19 protein-coding genes and 2 pseudogenes are annotated in these 26654 nt (G+C 70.9%); 13 read left to right on the top strand and 8 right to left on the bottom strand.

Going from position 1 to position 26654, the window contains the following annotated elements:
- The first annotated feature begins 92 nt into the window (after positions 1-92).
- The gene (locus tag ACFVXG_RS22230) at positions 93-1097 is read left to right on the top strand and encodes an SEC-C metal-binding domain-containing protein (RefSeq protein ID WP_387929947.1); all 1005 of its coding nucleotides are present in this window, start codon (positions 93-95) and stop codon (positions 1095-1097) included.
- A gap of 293 nt (positions 1098-1390) precedes the next feature.
- Here the strand turns inward: ACFVXG_RS22230 and ACFVXG_RS22225 are convergent, their stop codons facing one another.
- The gene (locus ACFVXG_RS22225; protein ID WP_387929945.1) at positions 1391-2650 is read right to left on the bottom strand and encodes a hypothetical protein; all 1260 of its coding nucleotides are present in this window, start codon (positions 2648-2650) and stop codon (positions 1391-1393) included.
- 337 nt (positions 2651-2987) lie between these two features.
- Here ACFVXG_RS22225 and ACFVXG_RS22220 point away from each other — a divergent pair, with 337 nt between their 5' ends.
- The gene (locus tag ACFVXG_RS22220; RefSeq protein WP_387929943.1) at positions 2988-4439 is read left to right on the top strand and encodes a hypothetical protein; all 1452 of its coding nucleotides are present in this window, start codon (positions 2988-2990) and stop codon (positions 4437-4439) included.
- Between the two features lie 135 nt (positions 4440-4574).
- Here ACFVXG_RS22220 and xerC read toward each other — a convergent pair whose 3' ends face one another.
- From xerC to ACFVXG_RS22190, 6 genes and pseudogenes are all read right to left on the bottom strand, one after another.
- The gene (xerC, locus tag ACFVXG_RS22215; RefSeq protein ID WP_387930010.1) at positions 4575-5564 is read right to left on the bottom strand and encodes a tyrosine recombinase XerC; all 990 of its coding nucleotides are present in this window, start codon (positions 5562-5564) and stop codon (positions 4575-4577) included.
- A gap of 51 nt (positions 5565-5615) precedes the next feature.
- Positions 5616-5825 (bottom strand): annotated as a pseudogene (locus ACFVXG_RS22210) (Arm DNA-binding domain-containing protein); the annotation flags it as partial.
- A gap of 1100 nt (positions 5826-6925) precedes the next feature.
- Positions 6926-7216, bottom strand: a complete 291-nt coding sequence (locus ACFVXG_RS22205) for a DDE-type integrase/transposase/recombinase (RefSeq protein ID WP_387929941.1) — start codon at positions 7214-7216, stop codon at positions 6926-6928.
- A 161-nt stretch (positions 7217-7377) separates the two neighbouring features.
- Positions 7378-7629 (bottom strand): annotated as a pseudogene (locus ACFVXG_RS22200) (IS3 family transposase); the annotation flags it as partial.
- Positions 7626-7766, bottom strand: coding sequence for a hypothetical protein (locus ACFVXG_RS22195; protein WP_387929939.1), 141 nt, complete (start codon positions 7764-7766; stop codon positions 7626-7628). The gene ACFVXG_RS22195 and the pseudogene ACFVXG_RS22200, both read right to left, overlap by 4 nt.
- 534 nt (positions 7767-8300) lie before the next feature.
- On the bottom strand, positions 8301-8462 hold the full coding sequence (locus ACFVXG_RS22190; protein WP_387929937.1) for a hypothetical protein: 162 nt from the start codon (positions 8460-8462) through the stop codon (positions 8301-8303).
- 37 nt (positions 8463-8499) lie between these two features.
- On the opposite strand from ACFVXG_RS22190, the gene ACFVXG_RS22185 reads away from it, so the two are divergent.
- From ACFVXG_RS22185 to ACFVXG_RS22170, 4 genes are read left to right on the top strand one after another with little or no spacing between them, the layout of a single operon-like run.
- Positions 8500-10026, top strand: coding sequence for a macro domain-containing protein (locus tag ACFVXG_RS22185; protein ID WP_387929936.1), 1527 nt, complete (start codon positions 8500-8502; stop codon positions 10024-10026).
- On the top strand, positions 10023-10685 hold the full coding sequence (locus tag ACFVXG_RS22180) for a hypothetical protein (RefSeq protein WP_387929934.1): 663 nt from the start codon (positions 10023-10025) through the stop codon (positions 10683-10685). Before ACFVXG_RS22185 ends, ACFVXG_RS22180 begins: the two co-directional genes overlap by 4 nt.
- Positions 10686-10689: 4 nt before the next feature.
- Positions 10690-11343 (top strand): RES family NAD+ phosphorylase, encoded by a 654-nt coding sequence (locus tag ACFVXG_RS22175; RefSeq protein WP_387929932.1) that lies wholly within the window; start codon positions 10690-10692, stop codon positions 11341-11343.
- Positions 11340-15497 (top strand): CHAT domain-containing protein, encoded by a 4158-nt coding sequence (locus tag ACFVXG_RS22170; protein ID WP_387929930.1) that lies wholly within the window; start codon positions 11340-11342, stop codon positions 15495-15497. The genes ACFVXG_RS22175 and ACFVXG_RS22170 overlap by 4 nt, the downstream gene beginning before the upstream one ends.
- Before the next feature lie 19 nt (positions 15498-15516).
- Here ACFVXG_RS22170 and ACFVXG_RS22165 read toward each other — a convergent pair whose 3' ends face one another.
- A complete protein-coding gene (locus ACFVXG_RS22165; protein WP_387929928.1) occupies positions 15517-17409 on the bottom strand; it encodes a caspase domain-containing protein in 1893 nt (630 codons plus the stop codon).
- A 337-nt stretch (positions 17410-17746) separates the two neighbouring features.
- Between ACFVXG_RS22165 and ACFVXG_RS22160 the strand changes: the two genes are divergently transcribed.
- The 7 genes from ACFVXG_RS22160 to ACFVXG_RS22130 all read left to right on the top strand — a co-directional run bounded on the left by ACFVXG_RS22160 (position 17747) and on the right by ACFVXG_RS22130 (position 26454).
- Positions 17747-18082, top strand: a complete 336-nt coding sequence (locus ACFVXG_RS22160; protein WP_387929926.1) for a hypothetical protein — start codon at positions 17747-17749, stop codon at positions 18080-18082.
- Between the two features lie 52 nt (positions 18083-18134).
- A complete protein-coding gene (locus ACFVXG_RS22155; RefSeq protein ID WP_387929925.1) occupies positions 18135-19925 on the top strand; it encodes a hypothetical protein in 1791 nt (596 codons plus the stop codon).
- Positions 19922-20107 carry a hypothetical protein gene (locus ACFVXG_RS22150; protein ID WP_387929924.1) on the top strand — a complete coding sequence of 62 codons (186 nt, stop codon included), beginning with the start codon at positions 19922-19924 and terminating at the stop codon, positions 20105-20107. The genes ACFVXG_RS22155 and ACFVXG_RS22150 overlap by 4 nt, the downstream gene beginning before the upstream one ends.
- A 20-nt stretch (positions 20108-20127) precedes the next feature.
- Positions 20128-20709: a hypothetical protein gene (locus ACFVXG_RS22145; RefSeq protein WP_387929922.1), complete on the top strand. Its 582-nt coding sequence runs from the start codon at positions 20128-20130 to the stop codon at positions 20707-20709.
- Between the two features lie 66 nt (positions 20710-20775).
- Positions 20776-22350, top strand: a complete 1575-nt coding sequence (locus ACFVXG_RS22140) for an AAA family ATPase (RefSeq protein WP_387929920.1) — start codon at positions 20776-20778, stop codon at positions 22348-22350.
- Between the two features lie 574 nt (positions 22351-22924).
- Positions 22925-23413, top strand: a complete 489-nt coding sequence (locus tag ACFVXG_RS22135; protein WP_387929918.1) for a DUF2690 domain-containing protein — start codon at positions 22925-22927, stop codon at positions 23411-23413.
- The gene (locus ACFVXG_RS22130; protein ID WP_387929916.1) at positions 23413-26454 is read left to right on the top strand and encodes a hypothetical protein; all 3042 of its coding nucleotides are present in this window, start codon (positions 23413-23415) and stop codon (positions 26452-26454) included. The genes ACFVXG_RS22135 and ACFVXG_RS22130 overlap by 1 nt, the downstream gene beginning before the upstream one ends.
- The last annotated feature ends 200 nt before the right edge of the window (positions 26455-26654 follow it).

The following is a 26654-nucleotide window of genomic DNA, read 5'->3' as shown; positions in this document are numbered from 1 at the left end:
GTGGTGGGTGCGTTCCTTGGTTTCCCGGGTGTTTGTCGTACATCGCCCATATGCTCGCTGCGAGGTGCAGCGAAGATCATCTAGGAGCAGGCGTGAAACCCGGAGACATCACCATCCCTCAGCGCCTGGGGCATCTCAGTCGCGACCCTCGTGGGTATCCAGTGATCGCGACGGTAAACCGTGACACTGACGGCGTCGACTTCGGTTCGATCGACGAGCACCGGAAGCTGGTCCTCGCGACCTTCGACTGGTGCGCGGTCTGCGGTTTGCCGTTCCGCGACGAGGCGCGGTGGCAGTTCGTCATGCATATGCCGGAAGGCGGCAGCGTCGACGCCATCTGGAGCGGCGAGGCCCCGGTGCACGAGATCTGTGGTGTCTATGCAGCACAGGTGTGTCCGTTCCTGTCGTCTCAGGGCGCGCGCCTGGGTGACGACGGTCGTCGAGGCCAGCGTCGACCGGCCAGCGTGCTTGCGGCCGGCTACGCGAGCACGGATGCGGTGGAGATCAAGACCTCCGGACTGCAGGACGACATGTACGTCGTGCACTTCTCCCACACCTCCGCCGTCGGCAAGTTCACCTACTCCGACCGCAGCGAACTGCACGACCGCTACCAGGAGTTGCTGGCAGCAGAGACGCACATCGAGCTCTCTCCCAGCGAGAAGACCCTGGTGGACCGCTTCAACGCCACCAGTACGCCACCAGGCGAGGACGACCCCGGCGCGACGGTCACCGGCGCGGCCGTCATGGCGGGGGCGGGATACGCCCGCAACGTCTTCCGCCTGAGCGGGATGAAGACCTTCCACGGGTCTTCGTACGCCACCATCGCGGCGGCGTTCCTCACCGACGACGGGCTGCGTGGGGCAGCGGAGACGTTCCCCGATGAATCCGGCCGAGCGGCGGCCCAATGGCTACTTGAACAAGGTGACCACCTTCCTCCGGCGCTTGCTCGCTGGCGGGCGCACGGCAGTGCACAGACGACTGGCCGTACGGCTCCCAAGGCCAAGCCCACGGGACCAGGACGTTCGGTCCCGAAGAACGCCGCGTGTCCCTGCGGCTCTGGCCGGAAGGCCGGCCGTTGCCACCCGGCGGGGCTGTGAGGCGCCGAGTACGCCGGGAGTGATAGTGAGTCGGCTGCGGCACGCCGGCCAGGCCCGATGGCAGCGGGTGGGCGCGCAGGCTGTTGTCGAGCACCTCTCGTTCTGTTCCCCCGGTCGGCGCGCCGCGCCGGCCGACGACCGTACGCGGCATCCGGGCGGCGTCGGGGCGGCGCAGGACCGGGACGGTGCGGGACCCGCCATCCGCGCACCAGCTCTGCAGGCTCTCCGCCGATGATCTCCTTTGTCGAACCTGCCGGGCGCAGCCGTGCCATCCGACGGGCCCGGCCCGCCGGTCACTCCTCCTCGTCGTCTTCCGGCTGCCAGGCCCGGAGCAGCGCGTGAACGGGAAGTGCGGAGTCCGGCACCGCGAGTCGGGTGACCGGCATGGCCGTGGAGGCTCCTGCGATGAGGTGCTCGCCGATCAGATGCGGGACGAGGAGTGCCGCCGTGCCGGCCGGCCAGTCGACCGCGACCTGGTAGGTGGCGATGACGGCTGCCTCCCACGCGGTCAGCGGATCGTGGGCCCGTTCCTCGTAGGGCTCCTTCTCGGCGGCGGGGACCTTGACGGCGACGAGCTGCCGCGGGGCTTCGCTGCGCAGGGCGGCCTGCCGGCGGGCTTCGGAGATCCAGTCCGCGACGAGTTGCTCGAACGCGGCCTCGGCTTCCGGCCGGCCCTTGCGGCGGCGGCCGAACGCGTCGTCCACCACGGAGGACACCGCCCAGCCATTGTCCTCCAGGCGGCTCCACGACCAGGACGCCCGGCGCTCCCAAGCATGCCAGGCGCGTCGCATCACCTTGGCCGCATCCGCTCCGAGACCCGCGAACTCCGGGCCCGGTGTGAACTCCGGGGCCGGGAGCAGCCCGACCGCCGCGGCCTCCACCAGCGGGACCGGCTGCACCAGGGCGGCGAACGCCCGACGCTCCTCGTCGATGACCTCGGCGAGCCGGACCTGCAACGGCTCGGCCCAGGGCCGCAGAACGGGGAACGCCTGGAGAGCCGTGTTGCTCCTGAGTAGGACGCTGTACAGGTATCGCCAGTGCTCATGGTGGTGGCGTCGCGTCTCCCGGGCGCGGGAGTAGCGCTCCCAGGCCTCGTCGTCGAAGTCCTCTTCCTGCTCCTCGGCTTCGCCATCCGTCTCGTCCGACGGCTCACCCGTACTGCTTGGGGGGTAATCGCCGGTGGCCAGGGCGAGGGCGGCATCTGCTTCCTCCGCCTTTTCCTCCTCCGAGTCGGGTTCGCGGTCGAGCCAGATCTTGAGGCTGCCGATGTCGATGACCGCCGCCAGGAGTTTGAGGAGCGGGCTGTCGGCGGGAAGTGGCCAGCGGCACGTCCCGCACAGCCGTCCCACAGCCTCACCCAGCGGGATCTCAGCGCTCCGGACGGAGGATGCCGACCGCAGCAAACCGCAGTCTTCGGCGCCGTGAAGCTTGCCCTTGCCGGACGCCGTGGCATAGCAGGTGAGGGGGACGTTCCCGGCAGGGCCGAGAGGAATCTCCGGAGTGAACGTGTGGCCGAGCGGAACAAGACGGACTGCGGCGGTAGTCGACGGCATGCTGGCACGCTAGCCGTTCCCACTGACACCCGTGCTGATATCCCTCCGCTGCCCTCCAACAGCGGCCATACGCCACGGAATCCCCGAGACCGTGGCCGCCCGGGCTGCTGTGTCGTCAGAGGCACAGCGACATCGCGGGGGACAACTCCTCGGCGACTCGGGTACGGTGTCGGACAGGGCCAGGTCCGGATCGCCGACAGCATCGGCGGAACCAGCCTCGGCCGATTTCTTCTCCACCGTCCGGAGGCACGTCAGCAACGCGCCCACCAGCGGAACTCCACCCCCTCCCGCGCCGCCCTCCGCACGGCGCGCCTTCCACCGCACCGGAGTTCCCCGCATGCCCGAGCACCAACTCACCGCCTCACCCCGCGACTTCTTCTGCGAACACACCCCCAGCAAGAGCCGCGTCCTCGCCCTCCTCTCCCACGACAACGGCCCCGACTCGCTCCAGGCCGTCCTCACCTGCCGCGACCCCGAACTCGCCCACCACGCGGCCGAACTGCTGCGCCGGACCCTGAGCCGGGCGGCGGGTGCCCTTCATGCGGAGTCCGTGGACGGGCTGTGCGTGCAGTTGCCGGACGCTCCGGCGTCCTCGCTCCGGCAGGCCGTGGCACACGTGCTCGCCGGCACCTGGCCGGCCGCCGCCGGAACGCTGATCACGTGGCCCGAAGGATCCGAGCGCCAGGACCCGGGTCAGGACGACGACGGCGAGGGTGGCGGCGACAACGACGAGGCCCCGGAATCCGGTGGCCCCGCGCGGGGTGAGGCGCGGCTGCGGGACCTGCCGGGCCAGGTCGTACGGATCACTTCGCTCCGTGAGTTCCACGTCTACGACCGGCAGGCCCTGCTGGACGCCGCGGGCGAGCAGGGGTGGGAGCCGATGCCGGCCGACCAGCTCGACGATGACGACCCGCACGACGTGGTCGGCGCGGTCATGTGGCTCGCGGACCCGCCTGCCGACGTCGATGGGGCGGACGCCCTGACCGAACGCAGCCATATCTCTCTGCTGCGGCGGAACAAGGGCGACGAGGTCGCCGAGTGGAGCGCGGAGCCGGTCGTGGTGGACTTCGGCCCCGGCCCGCGTGCCGCCAAGGCCGGGGAGTCTCCTGAGCACAACCGTGGGGAGGAACTTCCTGATTTCGCGGCGCTCTTCCCTGTGGAGCCTCCGCACTGCGAGGACCCGGAGTGCGAGGAAGAGAGCTGCTTGTGGCAGCTGACTCCCCGCACGGCCGACCTCCTCCACACCGCGCTGTCGCTGCTGGCCGACGAGGCGTACGAGGACGCCGAGGAACTCGGTGACGGGCGCCTCGTACCGGATGAGCACGAGGGAAATTGGGGGGTGTTCCCGCGGCTGCCGAAGCTGACCTTCGCCACCGACCTCCAGTGGCGGCGCCGCTTCGCCCGCGCCGCCGACGACCTCGCCGACGACCTCGAACGAGGCCACTGGCCGCGGCCGACCTGCACCGCCGAGGAACTCGCCCTGCACCTCGCCATCGACGACGCCGGCGACAGCGCCGACGAACTCGGGGACGACTCCGACAGCACCGGGCACGGCACGCACAGCACGCTGCCGACGCACCGCGACGACTACGACTTCGGCGCCTGCACGGACATGTTCTTCCAGGACACCGACGTCCTCATGCTCTACAGCTCCCGCTTCGACGGCATCGAGGACCCCGACGGCGACGCCAACCGGCAGCTTGGTATGGGCGACCTGCGCGCGCAGGCATGGTTCGAACCCTTCGGGAACGTCACGGCCCGCGACCCCCACCGCGGCTTCCGCCGCTGAACGGCCGAGCCCGCGCCGGACGGCGGGTGGAGGCACCTTGCGTGCCTCCACCCGCCGTCCGCGGCAACCGGGGAGGAAGACCGACGGGCCCTTTCGGCCCGGCACGGCAGCTCGACCGACCGACCGACCGGGCGGCTATGCGGCGAGCGGCAGGTCGTCGTCGCCACGGGGGACGGCTCGGAGCCGGTCCGTCTGGGCTTGGTCGAGTGCTCGGGCGAGGGCGTTGACGGCCTGGTCGGCGGAGTCCTTGAGGAGGTGGCCGTAGAGGTTGATCGTGATCGCCAGGGTGGCGTGGCGCAGGGTCTTGGACACGATGGCGATGGGGATGCTTTCGGCGATCATGATGCTGGCCGCGGTGTGGCGCAGGTCGTGCAGGCCGATCCGGGGGAGTCCGAGTTCGGCGGTGCGCTTTCGGAGCTGGTCGAGGACCCACTGGGGCCGCAGGGGCGATCCGTCCGCGTGGGCGAAGACGAGGCCCTCCAGTCGGCTCTGGGGGTGGGCGGCCATCTGGATCGCGGCTTGGCGGTGGAGGGCGGTCATGACTCTGGGGGAGAGGCTGATCCAGGCGCGGCTGGCCTCGGTCTTGGGCTCGCGGAGGTGGATTTTCCCGTTGTCGATGGCGGCGAGGGTCCAGCGTACGTAGAGCTTGCGATCCATGAGGTGGACGTCCGACCAGTGCAGGGCGAGGATCTCGCCGCGGCGCATACCGGTGCCGAGCATAACCTCGAACAGGTCGGTCAGCTGGTCGGCGTAGTGCTCGGCCCCGTGGCGCAGGAAGGTGGCGGCCTCGTCGGGGGTCCAGCAGGTGCGCTCGGCGGCGCGGGGCCGGGCCGGGACGGAGTGCTTGGCGGAGTTGTAGCGCAGCCCCCAGGTGCGCACCGCGTGGTTGAGGGCGTTGCGCAGGGTGGAGACGATCCGGTAGACGGTGGTCTTGCCGCGCTTGGCCTTGCGCTGGGCGGCGATCCAGCGCGCGATGTGCTTCGGCCGCAGGTCGGGCAGCCGGTAGTGGCCGAAGGCGGGGATCAGGTCCCGCTCCACGCACGCCTCGTAGCCGGCGTAGGTGGTCGGCGCGAGTTCCTCCTTCTTCACCTCCAGCCACTGCCGCAGGAAACTCGCCACGGTCATGCGGCGGTCCTCGTAGACGCCACGCAGCTCACCGTCCAGCACCGCCCTCATCTCCCGCAACGCCTCCGCGCGGCTGGCGAACCCGCCACGCCGACGGGTCTTTCGCTTCCCGTCCTCAGGAGCCAGGTCGACGCAGTACGTCCACGACCCGTGACCCGCCTCCTCCAACAACCGCACACACCACGGACCCAACTGCCGCCCCTGCCCGTCCGAACAACCACACCGCCGGTACACCCGACCACGCTGCGCACGCTGTCCCATGAGCTTCCCCTTCTCTCGGACTGGGTGGTGCCTCTGGGGCAAGAGTGGCTGCCGTGTCGGATGTGGCGGCAGAGCGTGCGGGGCGGTGCGCGAAGCACTCAGAACCAGACGGCGACGACACGCCCAAGACGACACACCGCACGGAAGATCACTGCCCGCAATCGGTGGGTAGGCGACCATGATCCGCCCGCAGGAGTCGGCTCCGTGGGTCGGCCGACGGCATCGACGCAGGCGCAGTCGGGCAGGCGCGACGCTGCTCGCTGAAGGGCCGACAGATCTCGATCACCGGCAGTAGCCGCGGTGGGGCGGTCGGCCTGGGGACCACTTTGGGACCACACGGGATGAGCGCTCATGAACGCTGATGGTCCGAAACGGACACTTCTGCACGAAGTAAACACTGAGCAACGGTCAGCTCTCTGCGCCGGCGATTCCGCTGAGAAGTCCCAATTCACTTGTGCCCCAGGATGGTTGAGCAACAAAGAAGCCGAGGCCGCGAGGCCTCGGCTGCCGACAATAGTTGAACCCCTTGACTGGGGGTCAAGGGGTCGCAGGTTCAAATCCTGTCGTCCCGACTGGGGTTCGCCCCATTGTCGCAGGTCAGAGGCCGTTTTCTCGTTCGCGAGGAAGCGGCCTTTGGCGTGCTCTGGGGTCTGCCTCTCACATTCGTCTCACGGTTTTCACAGGTCGACGGCGGGGCTGGCGGCTGGCTCGGCGTCGCAAGCGGGTTGGTTTGTGTGTTTTTCTCGCTTATGTCGGATTTGTTGACCACTGTAATGAGTTGGATGGTTGCCCGCCGTGATCGGCGATTATGGTCAGACGGTTCGCACTTGACGCATCTGCCATCGATCAAGTGCGCGCCGGAGGGTCCAGCAGCCGCCCAAGCGCCGGGCGAGCTGGGCTGCTTCGTTCGAGGGGTCCCTGTCCAGCGCGTCACCGACGCCGCGCGGACCTGGCGGCCGTGAAGGCGCTCGCACCGGACCGCCGTCATGTCAATCAACAGGCTCTATCTACAGGCTGGTTACGCGTCCATTTGATGTGCGGACGATGAGTCGGACAGCCTGTTGGGCCTTCACCCGTGAAGGTGGACACGCGGTTGGTTGTCACGCGGCGAGCGTGAGCTTAGCGGTGTGGTGTCGGCGTTCGTATTCATTGGGGCTGGGATGGCCGTTGGCGGCGGCGGGTGTTGTAATCGAGCGGGTGACGCCCAGGCCGGAGCACAGGTCGGTGAAGACCCTGGACCCGTATTGCGCCCTGTGGTCGGAGTGGGACACAGCCCCATCCAAGCCGCCGCGGGTCGCGGCTGCCATCCGCAGCGCGTCGGCGACCAGGCCGGTGCGCATGTGGTCGGCGATCGTCCAGCCCACGACCTTGCGGTTGAAGCAGTCCAGCACGGGTCGTGAGGTAGAGGAACTCCCCGTCTGCCAGGGGTAGATAGGTGATGTCGCCGATGTACTTGCGTCCCGGTTCGGTGGCGGTGAAGTCCCGCTGGAACAGGTCCGGGACCGTCTGGGCGTCCGGGGTCGGGGACGGTGGTGCGGCCTCTTCTGCGCAGGCGGATACCGGCGATGGAGTACGTCCGCATGACCCGGGCGGCCCGTTTGTGGTTGATCGGCGTCCCGGTTTTGCGGAGTTCCGCGGACACCCTGCGCGAGCCGTAGGCGCCGCCGAAGTCGGTGTGGATTCTGCGGATCTGTTCGGCCAGGATCTGGTCCTCGCGTCGGCGGACGGCCCTGGCGTCGGCCCCGCTGAGCCACTCGTAGTAGCTGGACCGGTTGAAGTCCAGGACCTGGCACAGCCGCTTCACCTCGTAGGTGTCGCGGTGGTCGTGGACGAACTGGAAGCGGCTCGCCAGTTCGTCTCGCCGGCGAGATACTTGGCGGCCTTGCGCAGGACGTCCCGTTCGGTGGCCAGCTTCCGCTCGCTCGCTTCAAGTTCGGCCACCCGGGCCTCCAGCTGCCGGAACCGCTCGTCCGGATCGTCGGACGCGGTCGGCTGTCCTGCCCTGACTGTGGCTGTGCCGCCTTGCAGCGGCCCGGTGGTGGCGATGCCGCGGCGTTCGCGGTCCCCGCAGCACCCACTCTCGTAGCGTCGCCCTATTGATGCCCAGGTCAGCGGCGATGTCCTTGTAGGTCGCCCGGGGCGTGGACTCGTACGGGGCCACGGCATCGGCCCTTGAACTCGTCCGAGTAGTCCTTCATCGCCATCGGCGGTGTTCTCGTTCGCTCCAAATCAAGCAGATCCAGTATCAGCGTGTCCACCACTCAGGGCGAAGGCCCATCGACTCCTGGAAGCTCGATGAGCACATGGGCTCTTTCGTCGGGCGCGGCGAGCTCGATGTTCACGGCTCTACCCGCTGCCTGCGCGCACCACTGCATCATCTCGGTAAGAGCGTCAGGCTGCTGAGGTGGCAGGTGCCTGTTACGCGTTACCCACTCGTCCGATATTTCGTAGGGCAGCCGTGGCGGTTGAGCTGCGTCACCAGTCGGCGACCGCGCCGAGGAGATCCGTGGCCAGCGGATGGCCGAGGGCCCGCAAGGTCCCGCCACCTCGCAGGGCGTCGACGGGAAGAAGATCCGTGGACAGGAAGCGGAATATCGGCACCGACACGACGGGCCTGCTGCTGGTGGTGCTCGTCACCGCCGCGAGCGTGCAGGACAACGCCGTTGGCCGATAGTTGCTGATCGCGGTCTCAGTCGACCACCCGACCATTGGCAAGGCCAAGGCCAAGGCCAAGGCCAAGGCCAAGGCCAAGGCCTGGGCCGATTTGGGCTACAAGAACACCGTCGTCGAACACGGCGCCACGCTCGGCATCGACGTCGAGATCGTCCGCCGCGACCCCGCCGCCAGGGGTCTGTCATCGGGGACGCTGCCGTCGATCACCAGAGGCTCTGTAGATCGGCTTCGACCCGCGGAGCGATCCGCGTGCCGTTGTCCGGCGGGTGCCCGAGGTGCGCCCGGAAAGCGACCCGAAGCCGCCCGGGCGGGGTGGTTGGATGGGAGGGCGGATCCAGCTTGTCGCCGCCGTTGGCACGGTGCGATCCTTTCGGGCATGCTGCACAGCGACCTGCCGGACCACGCGTCAGTTCTCAGGGAGGTGCGGGAATTGCGGCGAGTCGGCCTGGTGCGGCTGCGTGAGCTGGAGCTCCCGGCGCTGGCCCGGGCCGCAGACATGATCGACCTGCCGGCCGGGCGGGAGTCGCGGCCCGCCGCTGTGGAGCGGCTGCTGCGGCTGGCGGTGACGCGAATCGATCCCGGCAACCTTCACGCGGCCGCCGAGTACAGCCTCGGCCTGGCCCAGGGCACTCGCGACTGGCCGCCCGCCGACCGTCGGAAGCATGCCGCGGGCGTGTACGGGGTGAGCGTGGAGCGATTCCGCAAGCACCACGAGGCGCTGGTGCTGGGTGAGGTTGCCGAGCAGGTGATCCGGATGGCCGCGCGGGCGGGGCAGCCGGGTCGGGCAGTGCAGCCGCGCCAGGCGGACCAGGCAGGGGAGGCGGGGGAGGTCGGGCCGCTCTCGCCCGCGTCGTCGGGTCACCGGTCGCTGCGGGTCCGGGTGGGCGAGCGGACCGCTCTGGTGACGGTGCACGTCCACCCCGTCGATCTGCTGCGCGATGTGGACGTCGTGGTCTCGCCGACCAACACCTATCTGGCACTGCCGGAGCCGTACAAGTCGTCGGTGTCGGCGTCGCTTCGGCGGGTGGGAGCGCTGCGCGGGCCGACCGGGGAGCTCGTCGAGGACCTGGTGCACGAGGAGTTGCGGAGGTGGGCCGTCCGGCACGGGGCGCCGGGCCGGGCGGTCCTGCCGGGAACCGTGGCGGCGGTCGGGGCGGGGGCGCTGGTGGAGCAGGGCGTTCGGCGGGTTTATCACGCCGCGGTGGCGGTCCCGCGCCTCGGGACGAACGACTACGACGTGCTGCCGGCGGACGTGACCCGGGCGGTCGCCCGGGCGTTCGCCGTGCTCGCCGAGGAACACCGGCAGTTCGATCCTCCGCTGCGCTCGATCTGTCTTCCGCTGCTCGGTTCCGGCCGGGGCGGGCTGCCGTACGAGGTCAGTCTCGGCATGCTCTGGGCCGCGGTGGAGGCCGAACTGATCCGCGGTGCGCAGTGGGAGGTGCACCTCGTGGTGCGGCGGGCCGCCGCCGCAGACATGATTGAACGTCAACTCACGGCAGTGAAGGCCGTCGACGGAAGGACCCGATGAACCCGTACCAGGTGCTTGCGGCGGCCGCCGCCGACTGGGACCGGTTGGTCGGCCTGCTGGAACCCGCGTCGGGCCGCCAACTGGAGGCGCGGCTACAGGCGTTGAGATCCGCCGAGCAGGACGGGCCGGCCCGTCTGCGGGCGGCCGAGGAGGCGGCCCGGCTGCTGCTGGAAGCGCTGCCGGACGCCGAGTCCGGACGGCTCGACGACGCGTCCGGTGCCCGGTTCGCCGGGGACCCGCAGGACCGGTCGCACCTCGGCTTCCATGCGGACGACCTGGCCGTGCTGGTGCTTGACGGCCACCGCATGGTCGGCCCGGTGCTCGGCCCGATCCGGGCGAGGATCCTGGCCGTACCGGCGCTCGACCCCGACGAGGTGCGGCTGCTGGGCGGTGATCCGGGTGCTGCCGGGCTGCTGAGGTTGACCGGGCCCGGCGGGAGGCTGCGGCTGCCCGGCTTCCAGTTCGGCGTCGCGGGCACGCCGTTGCCGACGGTGGTGGAGGTCAACACCGTTCTGGACGCCGAACGCGACCCGTGGGGCGTCGCGGACTGGTGGCTGTCGGCCAACGCCTGGCTGGGCGGCGACCCCGCCGACCTGCTCGGCGCCGGGCGGGACGGCCAACTCATCGACGCGGCACGGTACCTGTCGGAGGAGGAGTAACCGGATGGCGAACACCAGGCCTCCGCGGGTGCTGCCGGGCATGCCCGCCAAGCTGACCCTGCCGGCCGGCACCCCGCTGTACCGGCTGCACGCGGCCCGCCACCCGGCGACCGCGTTCAATCCCGTGCCCGCCCACTGCCTCTACGGCGGCGGCCGTTTCGACGCGACCAGGTGCGACCCGTTCGGCTATCTCTACGCCGGGCTCACCGCCGAGTCGGCGGTGTGCGAGTCGCTGCTGCGGTCGGTTCCGTTCGATCCGGGCGGGACGCCGCGGCTGGTGCCGAGGGCCGCGGTGCGCGGCCGCCGGCTATCCTTCCTGCGGCTGGCCGCAGAGCTGGACGTGGTGCCTCTGGTGACCGGCCGGGAGCTGGCGAGTGTCGCCCAGGACTCCTGGCTGGTCCAGGCGGAGGCCGCCGAGTACCCGTTCACCCGTGACTGGGGCCACTGGATCCGTGAGCACACCGACCCGTGGGCGCAGGGCTTCCTCTGGCCGTCCAAGCGTGAGCCCGGCGACCGGGTGGTGGTTTTGTTCGGTGACCGCTGCGTGCCGGATGTGATCGAGGAGATGGGCGTCCCGCCGGTCGACTTCGACACCGCCGAGGGGGAGAGGCGGCTCAACTCCTTGCTGGAGCCCTACCATGCGAGGATCGCCCCGTGACGCCGGAGCGGGCGATGGACCGGGACCCGGACGGGGTCTCCGACGACGAACTGCGGGCTGAGCGGGACGAGTTGCTGGAGCAGCTGGCGGGTCTGCGGGCGGACGACCCGCAGGCGCCGACGGCGTGGGCGGTCGCCGGGGACTTCAGCTACCAGCTCTTCCTGCGGCAGGCACGCCCGGAGGACCTGGACCTGGCGGACGAGGCGTTCGAGCGGGCCTTCGCCCGGCCCGGCGACGAGGAGATCGACGACGAGGAGATCTGGGACGCCTGGCGGATCCTCCGCGCTCGCGTGCTGCTGTTCCGGTTCGACGACCGGCCGCAACCCGAACTGCTCGACCAGGCCTGGGCGTTGCTGGTCGACGGCCTGGCCGAACCGGTCGCCGGGTCGTCGTTCGAGCACCTCAGAGTGCTCGGCAGGTACCTGGTGGCCCGGCTCGCCCGGTTGCGGTGGGTGCAGGCCGACGACCGGCCCGCCCCGCAACAGGCGGCTCTGCTCGCCGAGGCGCTGCGCCGGTACGACGCCGCGCTCGACGACCACGCACCCGGCAGCCCGGAGGCCGCCGAACTGCACGGGGAGGCCGGTGCACTGCACCACGAGCGGTACCGGACCGGCGGTGACCCGCCCGACGCGCAGGCCTCCGTCCGGCATTACCGCGCGGCCCTCGAGGCGGCCACGCCGGACAACGACGTCCCGCTGCTGTGCTACGGACTCGCCACCGCCCAGATGGTGCACGGCCGGCGCGCCCGGGACCGGGACCTGCTGACGGAGGCCCGGACCCAGTTCGGCCGCGCGCTGGTCGAGGCCGGCGAGCGATCCGCGGAGCGACCGTGGTGGGGCCGCGAGGCAATAGCTCGGATGGTCTACATCCGGGCGATGCTCTGGTGGCACTGGGACGACAGCACCCAGGTCGGGCCCGCCGAGGCGGAGTTGGTGCCACTGCTCGCCGAGCCGGATGCCGTCGAGGAACTGCTGCCCACGTACCTGGACTGCTTCGGACGGCTGCTCTACCAGCGTGCCACCGAGCGCGACGACGACGCCGGACGAGACCGGGCGCTCCACCTGCTGCAGCGGGCTCTCGACCGCTGGCAGCCCGAACGCGACGGCGGCTCGGCCGCACCGCTGGGCCTGCTGGTGGCGACTCTCCAGTGGGCACGCTACCGGGCGGACGGCGACCCAGCGCGCCTGCCGGTGCTCGCTGTGGCCAGCGGGCGTGCCCTCGACGACGAGAGCCAGGGCGCCGAGTTCCGGCGGATGGCCGTCATGTGCCACGGCTGGGTCAGACACGAGCTGGTGCGCCAAGGCCTTGCCGAGGCGGGTCCCGAGCTCGACGCCCTCTTCCAGGAGGCCCACCTCGCCACCATGGGGACGATGGCGGACGTCGAACACGGCGAGGCCTTCCTGAACCTCAGCGATCAGGAGTTCAACGGTCTCGCCAACGACATCGGCGGCCTCGACCGGCTACCCGCGGAATTCGACCGGCTGTACCGGACCTGGCACGAGATGGACCCGGACAGCCGCGAGTCGGGTGAGTCGGCCGCATTCTTGTACGGCCTGGTGCCGTTGCTCGATCCGCACGGCACGCACGTCACTGCCGAGCAGAAGACCGCGCTCCTGCAGGCCGCACTGCAGCACCGGAAGGGGGATGCCGCCGGGCTGAGCAACGTCCACGCCATCGCCGGCTTGATCGGCCTGAACGAGGCGACAGCCGGAGACGGGTCGGGCCTGGAAGGGGCGCTGGAGCACATCGATGCGGCCCGCGATCTGCGCACCGGCCAGGACGGGCGGGTGACCGACGGCATCGAGCTGCTGCGCTCGGCCGTCCAGGGCCAACGAGGTCAACTGCGCGGCGGTCTCGACGAGGTGGAGACGGCCGTGAGCGCCATCGCCCGGTTGCGCGACCGGCCCGGTACCACCCCCTACCTCCGGTCGCTCATCGACGGCCAGGTCGCGGGTATCGAGGCCATTCGGTACGCGCGGCAGGGCGACCTGGCCGGCACCGATCGGGCCATCGCGCGGCTCGCCGAGGTCCACGGCGCGCTCGACTCGGACGACCCCGCCCGCGGGGAGCTGTGGACGCTGCTGGAGAACGCCCGGATGGGCCGCGACCAGCTCGCCAGGAACCTGGGCGTGCCGACCGCCGCCACGGCGACCCACGGCGGCGCCACCCTCGACGAACTACGCCGCCAAGCTGCCCGGCTGCCGCGCGACCGCCGTGCCTGGGTACTGGGCGACGCGGGTATCGCCCGTACCGCACGGGCGATGGAACGGCCCGACCCCCGGCTGCTCGACGAAGGAATGACTCTGATCCAGGAGGCCTTGGACCTGTCCGACGAGGGAAGCGACGACTGGCTGCGCTACGCCTTCACGCTGGGCAGCACCCACTGCGCCAAGGCCTCCGGGAACGGCGACCGCCGCGAGCTGGGGACCGGCATCGACCTCCTGGAGCGGGCCGCCCGGCTGGCCGGCGGCCCCGAGCACCGGCTGTGGGCGGTGTGCAGCCTGACCCTCGGCCGGGCCTACCGACTGCGCGCCGACCCAGCCCGCGACGACCGCCGCCGGGGACGCCTCGCCGGGCTCGAGTCGCTGCGTGGACACTCCTGGGCGGCGCTGCTCCAGTCCGGCACCGGGCACGCCGCCGAGGGCGCGGCCGAGGCCACCGCCGCGGCCCTGGAGGTGGCCGCCTGGTGCCTGGCCGACGACGTCCCCGAAGCCGCCGTCCAAGCACTGGACGCCTGCCGCGGACTGGTGCTGCACGCCGCGAACACCGCGATGACGGTGCCCCAGCTGCTGACCGCCACCGGCCGGCCCGACCTGGCGGAGGAGTGGCGGGCCGCGGGTGGCGCCGAACTGCCCGGCGGAGCGGACGGCTTGACCGGGTCCGGCGGCGTCCCGAGCGAACTGCGCCGCCGCGTCCTGACCGCGCTGACTGCCCTCGGCCCGGACGGCGGGCCGTCGGCCCGGCTGCTGGGCACCCCGGCCCCCGCAGAGATCGGTAAGGCGCTGCGCAGTTGCCGGGCGGACGCCCTGGTGTACCTGGTGCCCGCCTCCGACGACCGCGGCGGGGCGGCGGTCCTGGTCACCGCAGACGGTGGCGCGCACTGGCTGCCGCTGCCGCTGCTGAAGGAGGATGCCGGACCCCTGCGGGCCTACACCCCGGCCGGCCGGTCCGTCCGGGACATGGGGCCGGCCCCGTACGCTGCCGCACCCGACTCGACCTCGCTGCGCCGGCAACTGGACCGGCTGTGCTCCTGGGCCTGGTACGCGGCGGTCAAGCCACTGCTGGACATGCTCGTGCCGCCACCCGGCCGCACCCGCCCGCCGTCGCTGATCCTGGTGCCCATGGGCGCCCTCGGCGTGGTGCCGTGGCACGCGGCCTGGTCGGAGCCGGACGCCACCGGACGCCGCCGGTACGCCGTCGAGCAGGCCGAGATCTCGTACGCCGCCTCGGCCCGGCTGCTGTGCGACGTGGCTGCCCGGCCCGCCGCACCGCACACCGGCGCCGCCCTGGTGGTCGGAGATCCGACCGGGGACCTGCGCTACGCCGGTGAGGAGGCGGACGCGGTGCAGCGGGCCTTCTACCCGCGGGGCAGCTTCCTGGGGCGGCGCGCGGCGGGCGAGGCCGACGGCCCGGGCACGCCGGCCGAGGTGCTCGCCTGGCTGCGCCGTGGCGGTGGTGGCGTCCTGCACTTGGCCTGCCATGCCACCGTGGCCGCCAACCAGCGCTACAGCTCGTACCTCTCCTTCAGCGACGGTGAGCTGGCCGCCGAGGAGCTGACCGAGGCGGCCGGTCGGGGCGGCGACGGGCTGGAGCTGGTGGTCCTGGCGGCCTGCTGGAGCCACGTGTCCGGGCGCGGCCACAACGAGGCGTACAGCCTTGCCACGGCGTTCCTGGTGGCCGGAGCCCGATCGGTGATCGGCTCGCTGTGGCCGGTGCCCGACGACGCCACCTCCGTCCTGATGTACATGACCCACCATTTCCTGCGCCGGGAGCAGGAACAGCCGGGCCGGGCGCTGCGCCGCGCCCAGCTGTGGATGCTCGACCCGGACCGCCGGCTGCCGCCAGGTATGCCCGACGCGCTGGCCGCCCGCGCCGCCGCGGTGGAGCCGGACGACCTCTCGGCCTGGGCCGGCTTCACCCACCTGGGGCAGTGACGGCTGCAGTGACGGCGGATCAGCCCGGGACGACCGTGCGGAGCGGGAGGGTGAGCGCCGCCCAGCGGCCGGGGGAGGGCGCCGGGCGGCCGGGCAGCATGTCCCGGCTGCCGCCCGGGGCGAGCGGGCGGAACACGCCGTCCGCCGACCGGCCCGCCTGCCGGTCCGCGGGCAGCGTCGGATCCCAGGGCCCGAACTGGAACGGCACGGTGTTCAGTTCGCCCTCCGCCACGATCAGCTTGAGCCAGTCACGGACGTAGGCGCCGGGCCGGACCGGGCGGGTGGACGGGAGACTGAGGTGAACCGGATCGCCGTCCAGCGCGTAACCGGTGCCGCCGGGGGCGATGAAGGCTCCGGGGAAGAGGACCGACCGGCTGGCGTAGCTGTCCGTGAGGTTCAGCAGGACGCACCAGAGGGCCTTGCCCGTCGAACGGTTGTGAATGCGGACGGACACCCTCGGCTCCTGCCAGCCGCCCGGCCCGCGACCGTAACTGCGGAGGATCTCACCGGAGCCCTCGGGCATGATCGGGCCACCGCCGTCCCAGGGCGTCACCTCGACCCGGACGTGGGATCCGAGCGAGGGATCGGGGTTGGCGAGGTCGCGCAGCTGATGCCAACCGGCCAGGTGGACGAGGCAGTCGACGATCCGCCGGGCGTCGGCCGTGCCGTCCCACGGCAGCGCCGGGACGGCGGGGGATCCGTCCCGGAACAGCACCCGGGCCTCCGCTCGGTCCAGGACGACCCGCAGCAGGGTCCCGGGCGCGTCCCGCGGATCGTCCACGAGGTGAAGCAGCGGCGAGCGGGCGGTGCGCAGGGCGTCGGTCAACTCGGCAGCCACCGCAGGGCGTTCCAGTGCCTCCACCAGTGCCGACACCGGCGGCAGGGCCAGCGCGGAGAGCGTCACCGGGTAGCTGAGCGCCGGATCTGGCGACCAGTCGGACGGCTCCACCAGGGTCCGGTCGACCCGGACCTCCCGGGCGGTCAGCAGGTGCCGGTCCTGGCTGTCGGGCCCGGGCTCGACGCTGAACTCGGTACCGCCGGTGATCGGGCCGGCGCGCAGCCCGTGGACGGTTCCACAGTCGACCTCCCAGCCCGAAGCGCCGTGGCGGAGCAGGTGAGGGCTCGGGGCACGGACGGCTCCGCCGAGGAAGGGCCGGTCGGCCGGACCGCCGGCCTCCAGGGGGAGCAGGACGGGGTGCTGGCGTTCACCTGAACCCTGCACCCGGCACTGCACGGCCGCCATCAGCCGGCGGTAGCTCAGCTCCGGGCCGCCCTGCTGGCCGAGCGCGCCGAGGAGTGCGTGCGTGAACACGCCGTGCCTGCGCCCGTCGAACCAGTCCTCGAACGCGGGCTGGTTCAGCCGACTCGCGGCCAGCAGGACGTGACCCGGCCCGGCCGCGGGACCGGTGAGGTCGCGGGCCGTCGCGAGCGCCCCCCAGGACGGATCCGGTGGAAGGAGGCGCGCGCTGCCCTCGGCGTCCCGGGTCGCGCCGCCCGAGAAACAGCAGTCGAGGACCGCGACGACATGGGCGCCGCGGGCGGCGACCTCGTCCAGCAGGGCCCCCAGCTCCTTGTCCAGCAACGGCCCGTCGGCGCAGACCAGGGCCTGGCAGCGGCCGGTGGATTCGATCTTCAGCTGTTCGGCCGTGGCGTCGAACTCGGTCCCGTGGCCGGAGAACCAGAGCAGTGCGGTGTCCTGCGGCCCCGCCTGCCCGAGATGCCCGCGGATGCCGTCGGTGACCGCACGCACGGTGGCGTCGGTGTCGAGCAGCGTCCGCACGACCGGCTTCGTCACCTGTGCGTCCAGCCAGCGCCCGGCAGCCGACGCGTCATTGACGCACCCCTGGAGCGAAGCGCGGCCGAGCGCCGAGTAGTCGTTGATCCCCACCAGGAGTGCAAAAACCGTCCTCATGGGCAGAAGTGTTCCAGGCGGACACCGCCCCGGCGGTCCGGTCGACCGGGCGAATGGTGGGCGGGAACAGGTCGTCATCCGGCCATGCGCGTGCGATCACCTGCACGGCTTCGCAATATGGCAGTGCGATCACTATCCTTCCCTTCTCGACCGCGCGGTGTGAGCGCGGTGTCACTCCATGGTCATCGGGGGATTCATGGGTTTCATTGAGCAGCCCCGCCGCGTCGTGCGACCGGGCCAGGCGACCGCGCCCGGTCGGGCCGCGGCGAGCGGTCCGGCCACCGGCGGGCGACCGCCACAGACCCGCGTCGGGGCGGACCGGCTGCGCGCGAGGCCGGTGGACCTCCTGAATGCCGTACGCCGACTCGACGCCGGGCTCGACCCGGCCGCCTGCAGCGAGTTGGCCGACTGGCTCAAGGAGCACTACACCACCGAGTTCGGCGACGTCCCGCTCGGCTTCCTCGCCACCTGCTACCTCGGTGCACCGTACGTCGACCACCAGCTGAACCTCTTCCACTCGATCGTGGACCACTTCGCACCCGGGGATCCGATGCCCCAGCCCTTCGCGGCCGCCCGGATGCTGGTGCGCACCGGCGCCTACGCCTTCGTCGAGGTGTACGACGGCGGCCTGGTGCTGCCGGTGCTCCCGGACGGCAGCGTGGTACGCCCGTGAAGCCGCCCCGCCAGCCGCCCCGCCGACTGCTCCACCGTGAACGGAGACCCGCATGACAGAGGTGGACCACGTCCTGCGCAACCAGGTGGCGCAGGTCGACAGACTCGTGCACCGGCTCTCCGAGCAGGTCGGACAGGTGTCCGGCCAGGTCTCCGCCGTCGGCATCGCGCAGCAGCAGACCCAGAGCGACCTGCAGCAACTGCGCGCCGACTTCCTGGCCTTCGCCCACCAAGCGCAGCTGACCGCCAACGTGCAGCGGGCCGAGACCCGCATCGGTGTCATCCAGGACAAGGTCGACCACGAGTTCGGCCACCACAAGGTGGTCCGGCGCACCGCCGTCGGCATGCTGCAGGCCTTCGACCTCGGCCTGGTGTCCGAGGCGACGGTGACCTCGGTGAGTGAACAACTGATGATCCAGACGCCGCGCTACTGGCTCGCGCCCGCCCTGGTCGCCCTCGCGGCCTGGTCCGCCGACGATCCGGCGCTGTGCGAGCGGGCGGTGGACGAGGCGTTCCGGCGCTCACCGGAGCGCACCTCGCTCCTCTTCGCGCTGGTGCTGCGCAGACAGGGCCGCCAGCAGTCCGCGGTGCGGTGGCTGCGGCACTACCTGATCGCCCAGGACCCGGCCGCGCTCGGCCGGGAGTTCGCAGTCATCCTGGAGTCCATCTCGCAGGGGGCCTTCGGCGCGGGCGGCCGCGAGATGCTGCACGAGACGCTCGGGCGGTGGCGCGAGACCCTGCTCGGCGACGACGAGGCCCGGGCCGCCCAGGTACGTCGGTGGCGTGCGGAGATCGACAGCCTGCGCGCACCATCGGCCGCCGGCGAGTTCCCCCGGCTCTCGCAGGTGTCCCCGCAGTGGCCGCAGTTGGACGCCGTACTCGCCTCGGCCCGGGCCCAGCAGGCGATCCTCGCCAAGTACACCGCGATGATGGCAGGCGAGTCCCTCCCGTCCGAGCGGCTCGAGGACGCCATCGACGACATCCTGGACCGGCTGGTCTCGGAGTACGACAACGAGGAGCTGCCGCTCCGCCGCGACCTGGCGTTCAACCAGGCGGTGGTGGCGTGCGACGGGGACCTGGACGCCGCCAGGCAGGCCGTGGACGTGGACTCCGCTTCGCTGGAGGAGACGCTCGACTACCTCACCATCCAGTCCACCGCGGCGCTCAACCCCTCGGCCATCGGTGCCTCGGCCTCCACCCAGCGGCTCGCTGTCGCCGCCTGCCACGAGTGGTTCGCGCAGGCCCACGCCGGCTTCAGCCGGGACTACCGGATGGCCGAACCGCCGGACGTCCACGCGGTGTTCGCCACCAGCCACACCTTCGGGGCCCAGGTCTTCAACCTGCCGCAGTGGGCAGGTTCGTTCAACACCCCGCTCCCCGCCCTGGAACAGTCGCTCGCCCAGCACTGGGACCAGCACACCGCGCCCTTCCTGGCCTCGCTGGCCTACCCGCTGCAGCGCCAGCTGGTCATGCTCGGCGGCGCGCTCGCGCTGCTGCTGATCGTCGTCGGCCCGATGGACATCGCGGTCGCCCTCGGCCTGGCGGTCTTGGCCGGCGGCATCTGCGGACTGGTGCTGTACACCCGCTCCGAGGCCGCCCGGAAGGCCACGGACTCAGCCAAGGGGCTGCTGGCGCGCGCCAAGAACGACTCCATCCACCAACTGCGCGGCGCGTGCGCCGAGTACACCGACTGGAAGACCGCCTACCGGAACGCGGACCAGGTGGAGACCCGGACCCGCGAGTTCATCGGCTCACTGGCCGCCGCCGGCCACGCCCACAGCCCGTTCGACGGGCGCACCGTCCGACCCGCCGACGCCACGCCGCAGTCCGGAGGAACGCAGTGACCACGCCCTACACCGCCCCGCCACCACCGCGTCGCCCCGCCGCGTCCCCGTGGGCGGCCAGCCCCAAGCCCACCACGGAGCGGGCCACCAGCCGGCTGCGCCGAATCGTCGAGGGCCTGCCGGACTGGGAACCGCTGCCGCCCGGCGAGGTGGTGGTGCGCCGCCCCGGAAGCGGGCTGTGACACCGGCCTGGCGGCGGCGCGTGACACTGGCCAAGCAGCAGGCAGCGCAGGCACCCGGACCTCTCGGCGGCCCGTACCACGCCTGGGCCGACTTCCTGGAACGCTGGTCGGCGGGCGAGCCGGTCGACGACACCGGCCTGCCCGCGCTCACGCCCGCCGACTTCCCCGAGGACACCTGGCAGCGGCTCGGGGCGCGGCTCAGGGAAGCGCTCCAACAGCGCCTCCAGGCCTGGGCGGACGCGCTCGTCGCGGCCGTCAACGCGGCAGACGACGAGTTCGCCGCGGGCCGCGCCCTCGCCCAGGCCCGAACCGGGCTGCACCGGATCCGGGTGCTCGCCGGCCACCCGCAGCTCCCGGCCGACCTGAGGGAGAAGCTGACCGCGATCATCGACGAGCAGACCCGCCGGGCCCAGCAGGACCTGGAACGCGAGCTGGAGCGCTGGGCGTCGCGCGAGCACGACCAACAGGCCGTCGACGCCCGCCGCCGCACCCTGCGCGACAACCCGCTCACCGCCGTCATCACCGCCTCGCCCCCGGCCGACCCGGGCGGCTGGTCCTACGACCCCGCCGACGGGCCGCGCCGCCGCATCGTCCCGGGCTGACCGCGTCTTCGACCCACCGTCCTACCGCCGTCCCGCCGTCCCGCCGAACCGAGACCCGAGGCCCAGATGTCCAACTACGCCGAGAGCCGAGACGACCTCGACAACTACCTCACCGCGCGAGTACCGGTGATCGGCCTGCGTACCATCGAGCAGCAGCGGGCGTTGCGGCTGGTGAAGGAGGTGGCGACCCGGTCGCGCCGTAGCAGCCAGCCGTTCTGGATCTACACCAGGGCCACCGGCCTGCGCGACCTGCGCTCCAACGCCACCGTCCAGGACGACCGCTCCCTGACCGGCGCCATGGAGTTCGCCGCCGCCCAGTTCACCAGCCGCCCGCAGGCCACCCTGATCCTGGTCGACCCGGACGGGCTGGAGACCGACACCCACTTCACCCGGCACGTCGCCGAACTCGCCCGGCTGGCCGACGCCAACGCCGGCAGCATCGTCCTGATCACCGACAGCCCGATCTGGAGCGGACTGCAACGGCTCGGCATGAGCCTGCAGCTCGAACTGCCGGACGCCGACGAGATGTACGGCACCATCAAGAGCTTCCTCGACGACCACCACGGTGTGGTGCCGATCGAATGGAACGAGGACGACGCGCGCCGCGCCTCGGAGTTTCTGCTCGGCGTGACCGAGGCCGAAGCGGTCAACCTGATGGCCACCATCGTCGCCAAGGGATCGGTCCAGCGCGACGACGTCCTCGCACTGGCCCGGGCCAAGGACCGGATCTTCAGCGACCTCGCCGGCCTCGAGCGGGTCCAGCTCAAGGCCTCGGACTACTCCGTCGGGGGCCTGAGCAGCCTGCGGGGATGGCTCCAGCGCAAGCACGAACTGATGCACGCCGATCTGCGCGGCACCGACCTGCGGCCGCCGCGCGGCGTGTTGCTGGTCGGCGTGCCCGGCTGCGGCAAGTCGCTGTCCGCCAAAGCCATCGCCTCGCAGTGGCAACTCCCGCTCTACCGGCTCGACATGGCGAGCATCCACGGCAAGTACCTCGGCGAGTCCGAGGGCCGGATGCGGGAAGCGCTGGAGACCGCCGACCGGGTGGCGCCGTGCATCCTGTGGATCGACGAGATCGAGAAGGGGCTGGCCGGCAGCCACGACATGTCCGGCGTGCCGCAGCGCATCATCGGCCAGTTCCTCTTCTGGCTCCAGGAGTCGGACTCCCGCGCGTTCGTCGTCGCCACCGCAAACGACGTCCGCAGCCTCCCGCCCGAGCTCCTCCGCAAGGGTCGCTTCGACGAACTCTTCTTCGTCGACCTCCCCGACGCACAGGACCGCAAGGAGATCATCGATCTCTACTACCGCAAGTACGTCAAGGTCGAGCCCGACCCGAACCAGGTGGACCGTCTCGTCGACCTCTCCGAGGGATTCGCCGGCTCCGACATCGAAGCCGCCCTCCACGAGGTCGGAGCCGAGGTGCACCTCAACGGCGGAGCCGCCAAGCTGCTCCCGTCGTTCGTGCTCGACACCTTCGCCAACACCACGCCGCTCAGCCGGACCAACCCCGAACAGATCGAGGAGATCCGTACCTGGGGCCGCGACCGAGCCGTCCCGGCCGGCCGCACCACGACCACCACGACGTCCGGCACCTCCGGCACCTCCGGCACACCCCGCCGTGTCGTCTTCATGGGCGAGTAACCGGCCGCCCACGCGTGCGCCGGGGGTCTGTACTGTAAACGGCTCTGTCCCGTAATCGGTGGTAACCGCGCCACGAATAGCGGAGGAACCCGGTCGGACGTCGCCGGTGTGAGACGCCGGTATTCCTGGCCCAATATCGCCATTCGCTACGGGGTTGAGATACCAGTCGGCCATTACGGTGCCCGCATCCGAGGCATGGTGGCCACACCGAAAATCGGTTCTGTAGCGATCGAGCCCTTAGCGGAACATGGAATTCCATTCAGCCGGCGCAAGTAGCCTGCAGGATTCGTACGCAAGCGGACAATCGTCATAAGGGTGACGATCCGTGGCTTCCTCTGTGCTCGCATAGAAATTGGACACCTTTGACCGTTCGTGTCGGTTCCGCAGAAAATGCGTAACGCGGACATTCGATCTTGGCTGATAGCCGCCCTTGACGGCCAGTGATCCTCATTACAAAGATGTGTATGCGACCCGACTGCTCTGTCATTTAAGGAGTTGGGCGACAGAAATGTCAACCATTCGGTTCGGATGCGAGTCCGCCGCAATTCTCGGACAGTCAATGAGGAGTGATTCCGTGCGCTCATTAGTGAGAGCCCTCGCCTGTGCGGCCCTGGCCATGGTGGCCGTACTGCCGGCGACGCCTGCCCACGCGGCCCCGTCCTGCCAGTACGGCACCTGCGAAGGCAAGGACCCGGCGGCCTCGGGCTGCATCGACGACCAGGAACTCCTCCAGGAGATCCTCGGCCCGAACGCGTCCGTGCGGCTGATGCGTTCACGGGCCTGCGGCGCGACCTGGGAGGAAGCGACCGTGCAGCAGAGCTCCAACGAGTGGACCGCAAGACTGTGGAGCATCGCCCCGGAGGGCGGGGTCGAGAGCAGCTGGGGTCTGACCTACGAGGTCAAGACGACCTATCCGTACACCGCCAGGTCGATCATGAGGGACTGGCGCAAGTCCGTCCGGGTCTGTGATCAAGCCGGGACAGAGGATCGGGACCGCTTCAAGGCACCGAGCCCCACCGGCGGCGACGACGACCTGGGCTCGGTCTGCGGGGAGTGGTTCTGATGACCCAGCGCCCCTTCCGTGCGCCGATCCGCCGATCCCGCCGGGTCCTGACCACCGGCGCCCTCACCGCGGTCCTCGTGACCACCCTCCTGCCCCAGGCCGACGCCCAGCCGATCCCCTCCACCTCCGGCTCGAACGTGGTGGCCAACGCCAACGCCGCAGTACCGTCCCCGGAGGGCAATCTGGGCACGGGCTGGCGGTCGTCGACGGACCAGCTGATCACCGCAGCCGGCGACGAGACAGGCTTCCACATCTACCGCGCCCAGGAGAACAAGGCCTTCGCCTGGGACACCCTCTCCACTCTGACCGCCCCGCTGCCCGACGGCGGTACTTGGAGCGGAAACCTCTGCGTCACCGGGTCGGGACGGTACGCGGTGGCCGTGTACGCACCGACCGCGGCTGCCAACCGAGCCGAGGGCATGGACGCGGGCGGCTACGCTGCTGTGGTGGACACCGCCACCGGCCAGGCCCGGCAGATCGCCGCCCGGGTCTCCCTGGCCTATTTCTCGCCGGCCTGTGGCTCGGGCGAGCGCGTCCTGCTCAGCCGGTACGGCGGCGCCGAGGGCAAGACGACCGAGGTCCTCGCGGTGGACGCCGAGACCGCGAAGGTCACTTCAACCGTGCGCAGCGATCAGCAGATCACCAACCTGACCCCGTCCGCCGAGGGCGACTACGGCGTGGCCGACGGCTCCGTGGTGCGAGTCGGCGGCGACGGGCGCACCGAGAAGGTCGCCTCGCCCGCAGGCCGGGTCTTCACTCTGAACGCCGCCCCCGACGGCGGTCTCGACCTACTGTCCGCCAAGGGGCAGCGGGCCGTCGCGGAGCACTGGACCCGGCAGGGCATGACCGGGCTGGGCGACGCCCCGCTGGACCGGCTACAGCTGTTCCGGCTCGGTGACGGGCGCAACGCCCTGGTGGGAGAGACCACCGGACTGAAGAAGGGCGCCGCCGAGGCGCCCGTCGCGCTCCCGGCGGAGAAGCCAGTTGCCGCGCTGTCCCAGCAGGGCCACCTCGCTGCCGAGGACATCCAACCCGCCTGGGTGGCCCGTGCAGTGAACTCCGGCGCGGGCGCGGAGAGCAACGCGCCTCAGATGACGGCCCGGGTGCGCGCCATGCACAGCGGCGCCCAGCTCACCGGTTCAGTTACCACTGACCCGTCGGCGCCTACGATGCTCACCGACGCGGTGGCGGGATCTGGGCGGGCATCGGAAGCCACGAATAAGCCCCAGGCGGGTCAGTCCCTCCTGTCCGGCTCTCTCGGGGACATCGGTTCCTGGGGAGACGTCACCGGCGGTCCGGCCAGCAAGAACCCCGCTGACGAGCCCAACTGGTCCACCCCCAAGTGCGCGGTGAAGCGGAACGACCCGAACTACCAAGCCCTGCAGGTCACTCCGGCGATGGTCCAGTGGGCGGTGGACCGGGCGGTCACCAACAGCCTGACCATCCAGAGGCCCGCGAACTACCTGGGCACCGGGCAACCCGCGTACTCGGTCCAGGCCATGTTCCCCGAGCCGGGCATCGGCCCGCAGAAGGAGAAGGGCCTGGTCCCCGCGCAGGTGCTGCTCGGCCTGGTCGCTCAGGAGAGCAACCTGTCCCAGGCGACCTGGCACGCCGTGGCCGGTGACTCCGGCAACCCGCTGATGGGTGTCTACTACGGCAACGACAACCTTCTGCGCACCGCCGCCGACGCCACGGCCGGGCGTACCACTCCGGTCGCCATCAACTACGGCAAGGCGGACTGCGGTTACGGCATCGCCCAGATCACCGACGGCATGACCGCTGCCGACAACAAGACCTGGACGCCGGCCCAGAAGGCCGCGATCGCGACGGACTACGCCGCCAACATCGCTGCCGCCCTCCAGATCCTCGAGAACAAGTGGGAGATCGTCCGCGCTGCCGGCATGCTGCCCAACGGCGGAGACCCCCGGTACATCGAGAACTGGTACCTGGCGCTGTGGATCTACAACTCCGGCTACTACCAGCAGGGTGCGGACCCGAGCGGGTACTACGGCCTCGGCTACCGCAACAACCCCTCCAATCCGATCTACCCCGCCAACCGCCAGGGCTTCCTGCGGGCCTCCTACGGGGACGCGGCCAAGCCGGCCAACTGGCCCTATCAGGAGAAGGTGCTCGGCTGGGCGGAACGCCCGCAGAACGACTACACCGGCAAGATGGCCTACGCCCAGCCGAACTTCTCCTACCTCCACACCCTCAACCTGCCCACCAACTACTCGCTGTTCTGCGGGCCCACCAACCACTGCACCCCCGGAACCGGCTGCCCGGCGCTCAACAGCAGCTGCTGGTACCCGGGGCCGGCCGTTTCCTGGATCGACAGCCCCAGCGACCTGAATGCGTCCACGCAGAAGCTGGCGTACTCCGGCTCTGACCCCGAGCCGCAGATCGTCGCCCGCTACCCGATGCCGGACTGCATGCTGCCGTCCACCTGGGACACTGCCAACACGGTAGTCGTGCACACCCAGCTCAACCCTGGGAAGAACGCTTTCAACTGCACTGGTAACCAGGACAACGGCAAGTTCACGCTGCGCACCGGTGACAACTACTCGCACGCGGCCTACCTCGCGCAGATAGACCTGCACCAGTTCGGCGCGGGCTACAACGGCCGTATGTACTTCACTCACACATACGACAGCAGCACCGGAACGCAGCGGCAGTACTACGGATACCTGGGGCAGTTCCCGCCGCAGGTTCCCATCAACATCTCGCACCGGGTGGTGGCCACTTGGGCTCCCGACCTGACCCAGCCCGCCTACCGGATCTTCGTCCACCTGCCCAGCCACGGGGCCCAGGCAGCCAGTGTGCCCTACCTGATCTACACGGGCTGCGGTGACGATGGCCTCAAGCCCAACGTCACCGTGCTGGACCAGTCGCAGACCAAGGACCACGGACAGGGCTGGTACCAGCTCGGCGGTGCCAAGATGATCCTCTGCTCCGGTGCCCGCGTCCAGATGAGCAACCTGGTGGACACCAAGGACTTCAGCGGCCCGGACGTCGCGATCGACGCCGTGGCCTTTACGCCCTGACGAACCGACAGTGCAGCGCTTCCGGCCGGGGGCGGATCCCGCCCCCGGCCGACCAATCCCATCGCCGGGGCGGCCTCGCAGCCGCCCCGGCCCGTCAACCGAGAGGCCGATCACGTGACACGCCCCAAGCACCGAAGGGGAGCCGCCCTGCCAGTCCTGGCCGTGGCGCTGGTGCTTCCCCTCGCCGGCTGCGCCTCCGA

It is taken from the genome of Kitasatospora sp. NPDC058162 (genome assembly GCF_042884005.1).
In the GTDB taxonomy this organism is placed as follows: Bacteria; Actinomycetota; Actinomycetes; order Streptomycetales; family Streptomycetaceae; genus Kitasatospora.
Note: the sequence above shows the minus strand (reverse complement) of the source record. Positions and strands in the feature narration are given on the sequence as shown.

Excerpts from the sequence above, each read along its gene's own strand:
- ACFVXG_RS22225 (WP_387929945.1), bottom strand. The coding sequence starts at position 2,650 with ATGCCGTCGACTACCGCCGCAGTCCGTCTTGTTCCGCTCGGCCACACG.
- ACFVXG_RS22220 (WP_387929943.1), top strand. The coding sequence starts at position 2,988 with ATGCCCGAGCACCAACTCACCGCCTCACCCCGCGACTTCTTCTGCGAA.
- xerC (WP_387930010.1), bottom strand. The coding sequence starts at position 5,564 with ATGACCGTGGCGAGTTTCCTGCGGCAGTGGCTGGAGGTGAAGAAGGAG.
- ACFVXG_RS22180 (WP_387929934.1), top strand. The coding sequence starts at position 10,023 with ATGAACCCGTACCAGGTGCTTGCGGCGGCCGCCGCCGACTGGGACCGG.
- ACFVXG_RS22175 (WP_387929932.1), top strand. The coding sequence starts at position 10,690 with ATGGCGAACACCAGGCCTCCGCGGGTGCTGCCGGGCATGCCCGCCAAG.
- ACFVXG_RS22165 (WP_387929928.1), bottom strand. The coding sequence starts at position 17,409 with ATGAGGACGGTTTTTGCACTCCTGGTGGGGATCAACGACTACTCGGCG.
- ACFVXG_RS22155 (WP_387929925.1), top strand. The coding sequence starts at position 18,135 with ATGACAGAGGTGGACCACGTCCTGCGCAACCAGGTGGCGCAGGTCGAC.
- ACFVXG_RS22140 (WP_387929920.1), top strand. The coding sequence starts at position 20,776 with ATGTCCAACTACGCCGAGAGCCGAGACGACCTCGACAACTACCTCACC.
- ACFVXG_RS22130 (WP_387929916.1), top strand. The coding sequence starts at position 23,413 with ATGACCCAGCGCCCCTTCCGTGCGCCGATCCGCCGATCCCGCCGGGTC.